Raw genomic sequence first — 13,136 nt, 5'->3', positions numbered from 1 at the left:
TCTCGAAAACGCTGCGGTGCAGGCGCGTGAACCACCTTCGGGTGGGCTGAACCTTGTATCTGGCCGACCGGTTCGCCAGTGCGCTGGCGCACCTGCGCTGCGGCGCACAAGCCAACGTTACCCCTCCGTCAGGGCCTTCTCGTAGCACCACGCCTCCATGCCGTCCTCGTAGTAGTCCGGATTGGTCCCGGTTCGCGCATAGCCGCCCCGCTCGTAGAGCCGGATGCCGCTGCCATTGTCGGACCGCACCTCCAAGCGCAGCCGTTCGCAGCCATGGGCGCGGGCATCAGCCTCGGCGGCTTCGAGCAGGCGCCGCCCGAGCCCGAGACCGGCGCGTGCGGGCGCGACAGCGAGCGACGAGAGCCGGGCGACGCGGCTGGTGCGCCGCCGCTCCGTCGTGGCGGCGCCGACGAGGATCTCGACCGCGCCGCCCTCCGCCTGATCGCGCGCGACCGCGACCAGCAGGGTCATGCTGTCCGAGCGGATCGCGTGGCGGATCGCCCGCCGCTCGGCCCGGTCGGTGGTGAAGGCGGCGTGTTCGAGCGAGACGAGGGCGTCGAGATCGGCGAGTTGGGCCGGCCGGATCTCCACCGGTATGCGGGCAGCGACGCGTTCGCTGCGAGTGCTCACGCGACGCTCCAGGGATAGGACCATGTCTCGGTCAGGGCCTGATCGTTCTTCTTCAGATAGGCCCGCAATTCGGTCGCGCCCGGCCCGTCGAGTTGTACGTCGAGGGCGACGCGGAAACCGCCGACATGCGGGTTCGGCACGATCGAGGTCGCGACGATCCGGCCGCTGCTGGCGCTGGCGACGATGTCGGGGGGCGTCGGATCGCCGAGACGGTTTTTCAGCTCCCCCCCGCCGAAATCGATCAGGAAGCGGCGGTTGCGCAGGGCGGTTGGATCCGCGGCCCGGCGCGCAGCGCCGCTCGCGGCGGGCTCGGCGATGAAGGTGTTCATGACCTTGCCGTTCGGGTGGAGATCCTCGCCCGTATGCGAGCGGATCGTGTAGGCGAGCCGCGCCGGCTTACCCGCCGGATAGGGCTGTTTCGGGCGCCAGAAGGCGACGACGTTGTCGGCGGTCTCGTTGTCGGTCGGCAGTTCCATCAGCACGACGCTGCCCTCGCCCCAGGCACCCTCCGGCTGGACGAAGTAGCCGGGACGCCGCTCATAGCCGGCTTCCAGATCCTGGTAGCTGGCAAAGTCGCGGTCGCGCTGCATCAGCCCGAACCCCTTCGGGTCGCGGTCGAGGAAGGTCGAGATCCGCCGGCCCTGCGGATTGTCGAGCGGCCGCCACAGCCATTCGCCGGCGCCGGTGGCGAGTTGGAGCCCGTCCGAATCGTGCAGTTCCGGCCGGTAATCGTCGCTATGGCCGCGATCGGTCTCGCTGATGAAGAACATCGAGGTCAGCGGGGCGATGCCGACGGAAGCCAAGTCCTGCCGCGGGTAGAGCGTCGCGCTCACCTGCACGGTCGTGTTTTGGCCCGGCTCGACCGTGAAGCGGTAGGCGCCGGCCACCGAGGGGCTGTCGAGCAGGGCGTGGATCGTCAGCGTCTTCGCATCCGCGGGCGGCACCTCGATGAAGAAGGCGCGGAAGAACGGAAACTCCTCCTTGTCGGCATCGGTGCCGATCGCGAGGGCGCGGGCGGAGAGGCCGTAGAGCTGGTCCTTCCCGAGGAAGCGGAAATAGCTCGCGCCGACGAAGACGACGAGTTCGTCGAGGCGGTCGGGCCGGTTGAGCGGCGCATGGATACGGATGCCGGCAAAGTTCAGGTCGCTCGGCAGCGTCCCCTCGATCCGCGTCCGGCCGAAATCGAACAGCGCCGGATCGTACGGGATCGGCGTGCTGATCCCGTCGCGCACGAGGCTCACGGAAACCGGGCGCGGATAGAGAAAGCCGCGGTGAAACAATTGAAGCCGGAATGGCCCGCCGGCCTCGCCGAGAAACGCATGGTCCTTCCGGAAGCGGATGTCGCGATAGGCGTCGTAATCGAGACCCGCGAGCGGTGCCGGCAGCGGCGGGAAACGGCCGTCGAAGGGCTGCGCGGCGAGCGCCTGCGCCTGGCGCTCGACCATGCCGGGCTCGAAGGGAAGGCTCCCTGGGCTCTCTTCGGCGCAAGCCGGCAGCGCCACAGCGAGACCTGCGGCGGCCAGCCCCGACATCACGCCCCGGCGCGAGGGCACGGCCGGCTCGACAGGGCCGTTGGGGGCGTGATGGCCTTTGGCGTGGATCATGATCCTATCCCGAAATGCCACGGTTCAATGGCCGCTTCGGTCGGGCTTGGAAAGAGGCCGGCCGGGCTCGCGCGATACGGGGCTGCGTCTTTCGCGCAACAATCACGCGCCAAGCCGAATTCTCATCCGTTCCGGCCGGAAATCAGGGGGTAGCGGACCGGCTTTTCCCTTGTGGTCGAGAGCCCCCGGCCGTATATGGCGCCTGCCCAATTTCGCACGTGCCTGTGGCCGCGTGTCGGTTGGTGGGCATCCGGTCAACTGCCGGACAGCCGCCAGGGGTCTTAAAGGATCGATGGTCGTAAAGGGTGGATCCCTACGGCCGGCATCCGGGTGGCAACACCAGACCCTAACAACAACCGGCAGCCGGAGGCGAAACCGGCGAACCCCGCTCTCCACGGGGGACGCAGCTTAAAGCAACGACGAACGGGCTTTTTTGGTCTCGTCGGCCCTCCAAAGGCCGACACCGAAGAGGCTTGTTTATCCTTGCCCGGCGTGCGGTTGGGGTTTCCCCCATCCAATCCACGGCAGCTTCCGGGGTGCTTCTCGCGCCCGCTGGCCGTTCCGCGTCTCCAAAGCGCGAAGCGGAAGCGACGCATCGCCCCCTGACGCCGACGGTCCTTCACGGACCGTCACGATTCGATCTTGCGCCCTCGACGGCGCCTCGAACCTGTGGTGGGGACGACCAATGACCGATCGCATCCGCGATTACCTGCGCGCGCGCCGCGACCTCGGCCGGGACGAGGGCCCGGTGATGGTCCTCGACCTCGATGTCGTGCGCGACAACTATACCGCCTTCGCCCGCGCGCTGCCCGACACCCGCGTGTTCTATGCCGTGAAGGCGAACCCGGCCGCGGAAGTGCTGCGCCTGCTCGCCGAGATGGGCTCCTGCTTCGACACGGCCTCGGTGGCCGAGATCGAGATGGCGCTCGCCGCCGGCGCCACCGCCGACCGCGTCTCCTTCGGCAACACCATCAAGAAGGAGCGCGACGTCGTCCGCGCGCTCAAGCTCGGCATCCGTCTCTTCGCCGTCGATTGCCAGGCGGAAGTCGAGAAGATCGTTCGCGCGAGCGAGGCCGCCGACATCTCGGCGCAAGAGGTGCAGGTGTTCTGCCGCATCCTCTGCGACGGCGCCGGTGCGGATTGGCCCCTGTCGCGCAAGTTCGGTTGCGAGCCGGAGATGGCGGTGAACGTGCTGGAACACGCCCACCGGCACGGCCTCAACGCCTACGGCGTGTCGTTCCATGTCGGTTCGCAGCAGGCCAACACGGAAGCCTGGGACGGGGCGCTCGCCTCCGCCTCCGAGATCTTCCGGGAATGCGCCCTGCGCGGCATCGGCCTATCGATGGTCAACCTCGGCGGCGGCTTCCCGACCAAGTACCTCAAGCAGGTGCCGGGCGTGGAAACCTACGGCGACGCAATCTTCCGCGCGCTCACCAAGCATTTCGGCAACCGCATCCCGGAGACGATCATCGAGCCGGGCCGCGGCATGGTCGGCAATGCCGGTCTGATCGAGGCCGAGGTCGTGCTCGTCTCCAAGAAGTCGGAGGCCGAGGACGAGGTGCGCTGGGTCTATCTCGATATCGGCAAGTTCGGCGGTCTCGCCGAGACCATGGACGAGTCGATCCGCTACGCGATCCGCACCGACCACGACGAGGACCGCATGGCCCCGTGCGTCGTCGCGGGCCCGACCTGCGATTCGGTCGACGTGCTCTACGAGAAGAACCATTACCCGCTGCCGGTCTCCCTCTCGATCGGCGACAAGGTGTGGATCGAGGGCGCGGGCGCCTACACCACGACCTATGCGGCAGTCGCCTTCAACGGCTTCCCGCCCCTCGAGCAGATCGTGATCTGATCCTTGAGGCCATCCCGCTCCGGCGGGCCGGCCCCGGTCAGGCTTCGTTCACGCCTTTCCCCTCAGAAGTGCCGCGCGTCTCACGAGACGCGCTCGTCGATTGTCCCGGACGGCCCGCTTTCGAGCGGGTGCGAGGGCTGTTTCCCCCCGCTTGCGAGCGACCTTGGGAGGGTACGGCCATGATCCAGATCCGCGATGAGATCGCCTCCGACATCGCAGCCCGCGAGCATCTGCTCGACGCCTGCTTCGGCCCCGGCCGCTTCCTGAAGACCTCGCAGCGTCTGCGCGAGGGCCGCCTGCCCGCGCGCGGTCTGGCCCTCACCGCGGCGCGGGCGGACAGGCTCGTCGGCACCGTCCGGCTGTGGGATGTCGAGACCGGCTGCGGCCGGCCGGCCCTGCTGCTCGGCCCGCTCGCGGTCGATCCGGAAATTCAGGGTGCCGGCCTTGGCGGCGCGCTGATGCGGGCCGCGCTCGCCCAAGCGGCGGCGTTCGGCCACGGCGCCGTGCTGCTGGTGGGGGATGCGCCCTACTATGCCCGCTTCGGCTTCGAGCCGGAGAAGGCGGCGGGGCTCTACATGCCCGGCCCGTTCGAGCGCGAGCGCTTCCTCGGGCTGGAACTGGCGGCCGGTGCGCTTGCGGGCGCGGAAGGCGTGCTGCGCGCGACCGGCGCGTTCGAGCACCTGCCGGAGGTGGCAGCCGAGGCCGCCGCGGTCGTGGCACGACGACAGGCCGCCTGAGACGAGGCCGGGCTGCAGAGCCCGCGTCCCGTCATTCGATTGAATGCGCGGTTCGCATGCGAAACAGGGCCCGTCGACGCGCAGGAGCGGCGGCGGACCCTGGTCCGGTCGAGGATGGTCGTCATGGAAGGGGCCGGGAGCACCGGCACGGATCACCGGCTCAACGGTGATAGGGCCACGCGGTCGCGGAGAAGGACAGGCGGCTGGCCCCATCATGGAAGGCGCGGGCCTGACCGGCGGCCGTACGTCCGGCGCGGACGAGGGCGGCGAGGAGGGTGATGATGCCCGGGTCGCGATCGATCGTCTCGACTTCGGGATGGATGGACGGTGCGGTGAGGACGGTCAGCATGGTTCGGGTTCCTTGTGCGTGCTGTCTGCCCTTGAGCGTCACTCCCTTGTTGCAGTGCAGCATAGACAGACTTTTCGGCGCACGCCTCCGACGCAATCCGGCCCCAGACCTGCACTCAACTCATAGCTGAAAAACTGCAATCTTCACCATTCCGCAACACAAGAGGGGATCGACCGGTTGACCGGCAGACGCCGAACCGTCATCCGCTCGTCACTTCCAAGCATCAATCACGCCGCTCTCAAACAACGAGCAGCCCGACAGGAGTGTCCGCGCATGTCTGATGGCCCGAAGAAGGATTGGCCCGTCCACGGTCGCATCACCGGCCCGATCGTAATGATCGGTTTCGGCTCGATCGGCCGGGGCACCTTGCCCCTCATCGAGCGCCATTTCGAGTATGACCGCGCCCGCTTCACCGTGATCGATCCGGTGGATACCCATAAGGATCTGGCCGAGAAGCACGGCCTGCGCTTCGAGACGGTGGCCCTGACGAGGGAGAACTACCGCGACGTCCTCACGCCGCTCCTCACGGAAGGTGGCGGCCAGGGCTTCTGCGTGAACCTGTCGGTCGATACCTCCTCGCGCGACATCCTCGAACTCTGCCGCGAACTCGGTGCGCTCTACATCGATACGGTCGCCGAGCCCTGGGCCGGCTTCTACTTCGACAAGGACTTGAGCCAGGCCGACCGCACCAACTACGCGCTGCGCGAGAACATCCTCGCCGCCCGCCGCGCCGCGCCCGGCGGCACGACCGCCGTGTCGTGCTGCGGTGCAAACCCCGGCATGGTGTCGTGGTTCGTCAAGCAGGCGCTCCTCAACATCGCGGCGGATACGGGCGTCACCGATCCGGAGCCCCAATCCCGCGAGGAATGGGCCGGGCTGATGCAGAAGCTCGGCGTCAAGGGCGTCCACATCGCCGAGCGCGACACCCAGCGGGCCAAGAACCCGAAGCCGCAGGGCGTGTTCGTCAACACCTGGTCGGTCGAGGGCTTCGTCTCCGAGGGCAATCAGCCGGCCGAACTCGGCTGGGGCACGCACGAGACCTGGAAGCCCGCCAACGCCGAGGAGCAGACCAAGGGCTCGCGCTGCGCGATCTTCCTGCTCCAGCCCGGCGCCGATACCCGCGTGCGCTCCTGGACGCCGACCGCGCAGGCGCAGTTCGGCTTCCTCGTGACCCACAACGAGGCGATCTCGATCTCGGATTACTACACCGTCCACGAGGGGAACGAGGCGGTCTACCGTCCGACCTGCCACTACGCCTACCACCCGGCCAACGACGCCGTGCTCTCGCTGCACGAGATGTGGGGCAATGCCGGCAAGGTGCAGGAGCGCCAGCACATCCTCGACGAGAACGAGATCGTCGACGGCATCGACGAGCTCGGCGTCCTCGTCTACGGCCACAAGAAGAACGCCTACTGGTACGGCTCACAGCTCTCCATCGAGGAGACCCGGCGGATCGCCCCCTACCAGAACGCGACCGGCCTTCAGGTGACGAGCGCCGTGCTCGCCGGCATGGTCTGGGCCCTGGAGAACCCGGAGGCCGGCATCGTCGAGGCCGACGAGATCGACTTCCGCCGCTGCCTGGAGGTGCAGACGCCGTATCTCGGCCCGGTCGTGGGCGTCTACACCGACTGGACCCCGCTCACCGACCGTCCGGGCCTGTTCCCCGAGGACATCGATCCGAGCGACCCCTGGCAGTTCCGCAACGTGCTCGTGCACGGCTAAGGGTTCTTCGAACGAACGCTTTGAGGGGCTGCCCTGTCCGGGGCGGCCCCTTTTTGTTACGGTTCGCGCCTTCGCACCGGAGGCTGACCGATGGCCGCGCCAGCACGCCGCGACACCCGCATGCGGGTCGCCGAGTATCGGGATTGGGCTGCAACACGGCCGGACGGTGAGCGCTGGGAGCTGATCGACGGCGAGCCGGTGTTGATGGCGCCCGCCAAGGGCCGACATCAGCGCATCGTCACCAATCTCGTCAAACATCTCGACGATCTCGCCGAGCGCCGGGGCTGCGGCGCCTATCCCGGCCTCGCGATCCTGAGCGAGGCCATGGACGATTACGCGCCGATTCCCGACGTGGTGGTGCAATGCGGCGAGCCGCCGGAAGACGGCTATACCGGCGACCCTCTGCTCGTCGTGGAAGTCCTCTCCCCCTCGTCCCTCGTGCTCGACCGCGGGCGCAAGACCGAGTTCTACCAGACCATTCCCTCCCTCGCCGTTCTCCTGCTCGTGCATCAGGACGAGGCGCGGGTGGAGCTGTGGCGCCGCGCGCCGGATTGGACGGTTCAGTTCGCCGGGCCCGGCGCGGTCATCGACCTACCCGAACTCGGCGGCACTCTGTCGGTGGCAGAGATCGATGCACGCCTCAGCTTCTGACCCCGCACCGCACGCCGCTTGCTTGGCTCCGGGGCGATGCTAGCATCGCCTTCGTTTTCGGAGGTCTCACGATGGCGCTCGCTCTTCGGCGCGACCCCGGCATGCGGGTGGCGGAGTATCAAGACTGGGTCGCCGACCTTCCGGACGAGGAGCGTTGGGAGCTGATCGACGGCGAGCCGGTGCTGATGGCGCCGCAGAGCGAGCGGCATCAGCTGATCGTCGCGAACCTGATCCGGAATCTCCGACCGTTCGGACGCGGCCGCGGTTGCCGCGCGATTCCCGGCATTGCCGTCCTGAGCGACAGCATGGACACCTTCGCACCGATCCCCGACGTGGTGGTGCGCTGCGGACCGCCGCTGAAGGATGGCTATGCCCGCGATCCCGTTCTCGTCGCGGAGGTGCTCTCACCCTCGACCATGAGCCGGGATCGCGGCCGGAAGACCGACTTTTATCGCAGCATCGCCTCGCTCACGCTGTTCCTGATCGCCTATCAGGACGAACCGCGCGTTGAGGTGTGGCGCCGCGGGCCCGAGGGCGGCTGGGCGTTCGAGGCCCACGGCCTCGACGGCGCGATCAACCTATCCGAACTCGGCGGCCACTTGGCCGTTGCCGAGATCTATGACGACATCGCCTTCTAGACGACGAACCCGCGCGGGACCGGCCTTGCCCCATTTCGAAGACTTCTACGCCAACAAGCTGCGCGGCTCGCTCGGAGTCACCGATGCGGAATCGGTGCTCGATCTGCGCGGGTCCAACCGCCCGACCGCGGAGGCCTCGCTGACCGACATGCTGGAGCGCAGCCGCTTCGCCAAGGGCAAGACCGTGGCGATCCGCCTCGATCCGCCGCCGGAGGGTGGGGGCGAGACCCTGTTCCAGCCGATCGGGCGCCAACTCCTCGACGCCAAGCGACGCGGCTGGATCGAGCGGCTTCAGACCCTGCCCGCGGGCGACGGGCTCGGCTTCTACGTGGCACTGGCCGGCAAGCCCGACCGTGAGCGCGACTGAACCGGGATGGCTTGGAACCGGAACGACAACGCGTTGGAGCACCTCGCCCGCTTCGGCTACGGCGCGCGCGGCTTCGTCTATTGCGTGGTGGGGGCGCTCGCCGTGCTCGCCGCCCTCGGGCAGGGCGGCTCGGCTGGCGACAGCAAGAGCGCGATCCGCGCGGTGCTCGGCGGCCCGTTCGGCGCCGTCATCGTCGGGCTGATCGCGCTGGGCCTCGCGGGCTTCGCCGTATGGCGCCTCTTCGAAGGCGCGACCGATGCGGACCGGCGCGGGCACTCGGCGAAAGCCTTGGTCGTGCGCGGCGCCCACCTGATCAGCGCCGTGATCTATGCCGGCCTCAGCCTCACCGCGGCCCGCCTCGCCTTCGGCATCGGCCGCGCGTCGTCCGGCGGCGACGGGGTGCAGGATTGGACCAAGTGGCTGCTCGACCAGCCCCTCGGCCCGTGGCTCGTCGGGATCGTCGGGCTCGGCATCGTCGGCGCCGGGATCGGCTACGCCGTGAAGGCCTGGAAGGGCAACGTCACCGAACGGCTCTCCCTTCCCGCCGGCTCCGAGGCCTGGATCGACCGGCTCGGAAGGTTCGGCTACGCGGCGCGGGGGCTCGTCTTCCTGATGATCGGCGGCTTCGTCCTCACGGCCGCCTGGACGCAGGCCTCTTCCGACGCCACGGGTCTCTCGGGCGCCTTCTCGGCGCTGAGGGCGCAGCCCTATGGCTGGGTCTTGCTCGCCATTGTCGCCGCCGGCCACTTCGCCTTCGGCACCTTCGGCCTGATCCAGGCCCGCTATCGCCATATCGACGCCCCGGATCTCGACGAGGGGAATGGGGCGGTCGCCAAGGCGGTCCGCGCCGCGCGTTGACATTCCCCCCGGTCGGCGCCGATACCGCCCTCCGCCTGGAGCATCGGCCTTGTGCCGAAACCCGGTCTCCATCGTTCGGGCCGATGCTCTGACACGAAGCACCATGCAGAAGCGCACCCTCAAGACGGCGGTGATGGTCGTCCACGATCTCGCCGCGACCGCGGCGGCCGTGGTGCTGACCTTCGTCTTCCGCTTTCAGGACGGGGCGCTCGCCGAACGCCTGCACGCGCTGCCGCTGCTGCTGCCGCCGTTCCTGGCCTATGCCGGCCTGATCTACGCGTGGTTCCGGCTCTACCGCACCAAGTGGCGCTTCGCCTCGCTGCCCGACCTCGCCGGCATCGTGCGCGCCGCCAGCGTCACCGCGCTGACGCTGCTGGTGCTTGACTACGTGCTGGTCTCCTCGAACCTCTACGGGTTCTACTTCTTCGGCAAGGTCGCCATCCTCCTCTACTGGGTGCTGCAGATCTTCCTGCTCGGCGGGCCGCGACTGGCCTTCCGCTACCTGAAATACGCCCGCTCCCGGCAGAGCCAGGCCCGCGCCGCCACCACGCCGACGCTGCTGCTCGGCCGCGGCGCGGATATCGAGATCGTGCTGCGGGCAATCGAATCCGGCTCGGTCAAACGGCTCTCCCCCAAGGGCATCCTCTCACCGCGGGCGGACGAGGCCGGCCAGATGATGCGCGGCGTGCCCGTGCTCGGCGGTTTCCGCGACCTCGAACAGGTGGTTGCCGACTTGGCCAATCGCGGCCTGCCGGTGCGCCGGCTCGTGGCGACGCCGAGCGCGCTGGCGCCCGAATCCGAGCCCGATGATCTCATCGCCCGCGCCCGCCGTCTCGGCCTGCCGCTCGCCCGCGTCACCAGCCTCGGCGAGGGCATGCGCGACGCCGAACTCGCGCCGCTGGAGATCGAGGATCTGCTCCTGCGCCCCACCGTCGCCATCGACCGGCCGCGGCTCGAACGCTTCCTCACTGGTGCCCGCGTCGTCGTCACGGGCGGGGGCGGCTCGATCGGCGCCGAGATCTGCGCTCGCGCCGTCGCCTTCGGCGCCTCGGCGCTGCTCGTCATCGAGAACTCCGAGCCGGCCCTGCACGCCGTCCTCAACGGACCGGCCCTGCTCCACGCCGAGGCCGCAATCGAGGGTGCGCTCGCCGATATCCGCGACCGCGAGCGGCTGCACGCCCTCCTCCGCGACTTCCGGCCGACCTACGTCTTCCACGCCGCTGCCCTGAAGCAGGTGCCCTATCTCGAGCGCGATTGGGCCGAGGGCATCAAGACCAACGTGTTCGGTTCGATCAACGTCGCCGAGGCGACCGTGGCCGCGGGTGCGCGCGCCCTGGTGATGATCTCGACCGATAAGGCGATCGAACCGGTCTCGCAGCTCGGCGTCACCAAGCGTTTTGCCGAGATGGTCGCCCAATCGCTCGACGCGGAACGCAGCGGCGCGGAGGCGACCCGGCTCATCGCCGTGCGCTTCGGCAACGTGCTGGGCTCGGCCGGCTCCGTGGTGCCGGTGTTCAAGGCTCAGATCGCCCGCGGCGGCCCGGTCACGGTGACCCATGCCGAGATGGTGCGCTACTTCATGACCGTGCGCGAGGCCTCCGACCTCGTGCTCACCGCCGCCTCCCACGCCGACGCGGAAGGGCGCGGCGATACCGGCGACCAGCGCGCCGCGGTCTACGTGCTGAAGATGGGCCAGCCCGTGCGCATCCGGGATCTGGCCGAGCGGATGATCCGGCTCGCGGGCTTCGAGCCCGGCGAGGACATCGAGATCCAAGTCACCGGCGCGCGGCCCGGCGAGCGTCTCAACGAGATTCTGTTCGCCAAGGAAGAGCCGCGTGTGACGCTGGCCGGCATCGAAGGCGTCATGGCGGCCAAGCCCGTCTTCGCCGACCGCGCCGTGCTGGAAGGGTGGATCGCTCGCCTGCACGAGGCCGTGGCCGCGGGGGACCGGGCGGCGGCGGAGGCGGTGTTCGAGGAGGCGATCCCGGATTTCCGCAATCGCGCCGGGGCCATTCCGAACGCGAAGCCCGAAAACCGTGCCGTCGAACCCGTGCCGTCAGCCGTGCCGCTTCCACAGCCGACGAACGCTTAGGGCAGGCGCAGCGCTAACCGACGGTCCTCCGCTTCAGATATCCGAGCGCCGACGACACGGCGGCTCCGGTCGTGCCGGCAACGACGGAGACCGCATTCAGCGCCGTTGCCCCGAACCCGGCCTCCGATGGATCGACGGGCGTTTCTTGCACCGCAGGCTCCGCGCGGAGGCGGTTGGCCGCGAGCTGGATGACCCTACGGTCGTTCTCCATCAGCGCCGCGATGCCGATATCGGTCATCGCGAGCAGGGTCGCTCCATCGAGGAACCGCACCTCGATCAGTGCCTTCTGCTTCGGCCCGCTGTCGAGGGCACCGAGGCCGGCTCCGAGCGCCGAGGCGGCGACATTGACGGGGACGGACAGATCGAGCTGCTGCGCCAGGGCCAAGCCGCCCCGCAGACCACCCAACATCTGACCGAGCGTCGATGGCTTCTCGCCGACGCCGCCATGCACGACGATCTCCGCAATCGTCTCTGCACCGCGAGCCGAGGGCCCGGGCAGATTGAACACGCCGGTATCGTACTCGCCGCTTCCCCTGCCGCATTCACCGGCCACGATCGTCAGATCCGCCATGTCCGTGGTGTCTCAAAGTTCGAGCTGGGGTTGCGTCTTTGTGCGTCGAAACCGACGACAGGGAAATCGAGGTGGCACCGCACGGGATCGGATCGGCACCGATGGTGACCGGCCGGCAACAATCCGGGTGTCAGCCCCCTCCGCGCGCCAGCGCCGCGAGCCCGTCCCGCGACGCTTGCGCCGGCCGCCAGCCCAGGGCTTCGAGCCCCTCGGCGCGGGCGACGAGCGAGCCGGACAGGCGGTCGAAGGCGGCCTCGCGGCCGGTGGCGCGGCAGGCGAGGCCGATCAGCGGCACCGGGCAGGGCAGCAGGCCCGGCCCGCGGCCGAGGCCGGCGCGGAGCGCGGCGAGCATCTCGGGCAGCGTCAGCGGGTCGGGATCGGCCACCACCAGGGGGCGCCGCAGGGGGCCGGGCGCCTCCAGCGCCGTGGCCACCGCGCCCGCAAGGCTCTCGACCGAGACCAGCGAGCGGCGCCCGGTCAGGCTTGCGAGCGGCAGCGGATAGGGCGTGCGGGCGAGCTTGAGCAACGCGGCCATGTTGCCCTTCACGCCGGCGCCGTAGACGAGCACCGGGCGCAGGGCGACCCAATCGAGCCCGGTCTCGGCCAGGGCCTCTTCGGCGGCGAGCTTCGAGCGGCCGTAAGGATCGGTCGGCGCGGGCGCGTCCGCCTCGGAGAGGGGCGCCGGGGCGCTCGAACCGGCCTGTGCCCGGATCGAGGAGAGGAACACGAAGCGGCCCACCCGCGCCCGCTGCGCGGCGTCCGCGAGCTTGCGCGTCGCCTCGGTGTTCGAATTACGAAAGTCGTCCTCGGGTGCACCCGACATCGCGTGGGCGAGGCCGGCGGAATGCACCACCGCATCGACCCCGGTGAGCGCGGCGGCCATGTTCATCGGCCGCGCCAGATCGCCGACGACGGCGCCGCTGGCGCCCTCCGGCACCGCGACCGGCCGGCGCAGCAGCACGCGCACCCGGTAGCCCCGCTCCGAGAGGGCCCGCAGCAGGTGGCGTCCGATGAAGCCGGTGGCTCCCGTCAGCGCGATCAGCTTTCCGCTCACCCGGTCATCCC

General features: G+C 69.4%; 13 protein-coding genes. 8 read left to right on the top strand and 5 right to left on the bottom strand.

What is annotated here, in order from left to right; genetic code table 11:
- Nucleotides 1-117 precede the first annotated feature (117 nt).
- Together ASF53_RS04835 and ASF53_RS04830 are read right to left on the bottom strand one after the other, a co-directional pair.
- Nucleotides 118-654: a GNAT family N-acetyltransferase gene (locus tag ASF53_RS04835; RefSeq protein WP_056194720.1), complete on the bottom strand. Its 537-nt coding sequence runs from the start codon at nucleotides 652-654 to the stop codon at nucleotides 118-120.
- The gene (locus ASF53_RS04830; RefSeq protein WP_056194716.1) at nucleotides 627-2,234 is read right to left on the bottom strand and encodes a glucan biosynthesis protein G; all 1,608 of its coding nucleotides are present in this window, start codon (nucleotides 2,232-2,234) and stop codon (nucleotides 627-629) included. The genes ASF53_RS04835 and ASF53_RS04830 overlap by 28 nt, the downstream gene beginning before the upstream one ends.
- 685 nt (nucleotides 2,235-2,919) lie before the next feature.
- Here ASF53_RS04830 and ASF53_RS04825 point away from each other — a divergent pair.
- Both ASF53_RS04825 and ASF53_RS04820 read left to right on the top strand, forming a co-directional pair.
- Nucleotides 2,920-4,086, top strand: coding sequence for a type III PLP-dependent enzyme (locus ASF53_RS04825; protein WP_056194712.1), 1,167 nt, complete (start codon nucleotides 2,920-2,922; stop codon nucleotides 4,084-4,086).
- Nucleotides 4,087-4,265: 179 nt separating this feature from the next.
- Nucleotides 4,266-4,823 (top strand): GNAT family N-acetyltransferase, encoded by a 558-nt coding sequence (locus ASF53_RS04820; protein WP_056194709.1) that lies wholly within the window; start codon nucleotides 4,266-4,268, stop codon nucleotides 4,821-4,823.
- Between the two features lie 160 nt (nucleotides 4,824-4,983).
- Here the strand turns inward: ASF53_RS04820 and ASF53_RS04815 are convergent, their stop codons facing one another.
- Entirely contained in the window at nucleotides 4,984-5,172 is a 189-nt protein-coding gene (locus tag ASF53_RS04815) for a hypothetical protein (protein WP_056194705.1), read from the bottom strand.
- Nucleotides 5,173-5,445: 273 nt separating this feature from the next.
- Here ASF53_RS04815 and ASF53_RS04810 point away from each other — a divergent pair, with 273 nt between their 5' ends.
- The 6 genes from ASF53_RS04810 (at nucleotide 5,446) to ASF53_RS04785 (ending at nucleotide 11,500) form a co-directional block, all read left to right on the top strand.
- Nucleotides 5,446-6,894: a homospermidine synthase gene (locus ASF53_RS04810; RefSeq protein WP_056194702.1), complete on the top strand. Its 1,449-nt coding sequence runs from the start codon at nucleotides 5,446-5,448 to the stop codon at nucleotides 6,892-6,894.
- Nucleotides 6,895-6,984: 90 nt separating this feature from the next.
- The gene (locus tag ASF53_RS04805; RefSeq protein WP_056194699.1) at nucleotides 6,985-7,545 is read left to right on the top strand and encodes a Uma2 family endonuclease; all 561 of its coding nucleotides are present in this window, start codon (nucleotides 6,985-6,987) and stop codon (nucleotides 7,543-7,545) included.
- Nucleotides 7,546-7,616: 71 nt separating this feature from the next.
- Complete coding sequence (locus ASF53_RS04800) at nucleotides 7,617-8,183, top strand: Uma2 family endonuclease (RefSeq protein ID WP_056194696.1); 567 nt, start codon at nucleotides 7,617-7,619, stop codon at nucleotides 8,181-8,183.
- A gap of 25 nt (nucleotides 8,184-8,208) precedes the next feature.
- Entirely contained in the window at nucleotides 8,209-8,550 is a 342-nt protein-coding gene (locus tag ASF53_RS04795; RefSeq protein WP_056194693.1) for a hypothetical protein, read from the top strand.
- 6 nt (nucleotides 8,551-8,556) lie between these two features.
- The gene (locus ASF53_RS04790; protein ID WP_056194690.1) at nucleotides 8,557-9,408 is read left to right on the top strand and encodes a DUF1206 domain-containing protein; all 852 of its coding nucleotides are present in this window, start codon (nucleotides 8,557-8,559) and stop codon (nucleotides 9,406-9,408) included.
- 103 nt (nucleotides 9,409-9,511) lie between these two features.
- The gene (locus ASF53_RS04785) at nucleotides 9,512-11,500 is read left to right on the top strand and encodes a nucleoside-diphosphate sugar epimerase/dehydratase (protein ID WP_056194688.1); all 1,989 of its coding nucleotides are present in this window, start codon (nucleotides 9,512-9,514) and stop codon (nucleotides 11,498-11,500) included.
- Nucleotides 11,501-11,513: 13 nt separating this feature from the next.
- On the opposite strand, the gene ASF53_RS04780 is transcribed toward ASF53_RS04785, so the two are convergent.
- Both ASF53_RS04780 and ASF53_RS04775 read right to left on the bottom strand, forming a co-directional pair.
- Nucleotides 11,514-12,071 (bottom strand): hypothetical protein, encoded by a 558-nt coding sequence (locus ASF53_RS04780; RefSeq protein ID WP_056194685.1) that lies wholly within the window; start codon nucleotides 12,069-12,071, stop codon nucleotides 11,514-11,516.
- Between the two features lie 130 nt (nucleotides 12,072-12,201).
- Nucleotides 12,202-13,125, bottom strand: a complete 924-nt coding sequence (locus tag ASF53_RS04775; protein ID WP_056194683.1) for an NAD-dependent epimerase/dehydratase family protein — start codon at nucleotides 13,123-13,125, stop codon at nucleotides 12,202-12,204.
- Nucleotides 13,126-13,136 lie beyond the last annotated feature (11 nt).

It is taken from the genome of Methylobacterium sp. Leaf123 (genome assembly GCF_001423405.1).
Lineage (GTDB): Bacteria > Pseudomonadota > Alphaproteobacteria > Rhizobiales > Beijerinckiaceae > Methylobacterium.
Note: the sequence above shows the minus strand (reverse complement) of the source record. Positions and strands in the feature narration are given on the sequence as shown.

What these genes read in the sequence shown, in the direction of transcription:
- ASF53_RS04835 (WP_056194720.1), bottom strand. Translation starts at nt 654, where the DNA reads ATGGTCCTATCCCTGGAGCGTCGCGTGAGCACTCGCAGCGAACGCGTC.
- ASF53_RS04830 (WP_056194716.1), bottom strand. Translation starts at nt 2,234, where the DNA reads ATGATCCACGCCAAAGGCCATCACGCCCCCAACGGCCCTGTCGAGCCG.
- ASF53_RS04825 (WP_056194712.1), top strand. Translation starts at nt 2,920, where the DNA reads ATGACCGATCGCATCCGCGATTACCTGCGCGCGCGCCGCGACCTCGGC.
- ASF53_RS04820 (WP_056194709.1), top strand. Translation starts at nt 4,266, where the DNA reads ATGATCCAGATCCGCGATGAGATCGCCTCCGACATCGCAGCCCGCGAG.
- ASF53_RS04815 (WP_056194705.1), bottom strand. Translation starts at nt 5,172, where the DNA reads ATGCTGACCGTCCTCACCGCACCGTCCATCCATCCCGAAGTCGAGACG.
- ASF53_RS04810 (WP_056194702.1), top strand. Translation starts at nt 5,446, where the DNA reads ATGTCTGATGGCCCGAAGAAGGATTGGCCCGTCCACGGTCGCATCACC.
- ASF53_RS04805 (WP_056194699.1), top strand. Translation starts at nt 6,985, where the DNA reads ATGGCCGCGCCAGCACGCCGCGACACCCGCATGCGGGTCGCCGAGTAT.
- ASF53_RS04800 (WP_056194696.1), top strand. Translation starts at nt 7,617, where the DNA reads ATGGCGCTCGCTCTTCGGCGCGACCCCGGCATGCGGGTGGCGGAGTAT.
- ASF53_RS04790 (WP_056194690.1), top strand. Translation starts at nt 8,557, where the DNA reads ATGGCTTGGAACCGGAACGACAACGCGTTGGAGCACCTCGCCCGCTTC.
- ASF53_RS04785 (WP_056194688.1), top strand. Translation starts at nt 9,512, where the DNA reads ATGCAGAAGCGCACCCTCAAGACGGCGGTGATGGTCGTCCACGATCTC.
- ASF53_RS04780 (WP_056194685.1), bottom strand. Translation starts at nt 12,071, where the DNA reads ATGGCGGATCTGACGATCGTGGCCGGTGAATGCGGCAGGGGAAGCGGC.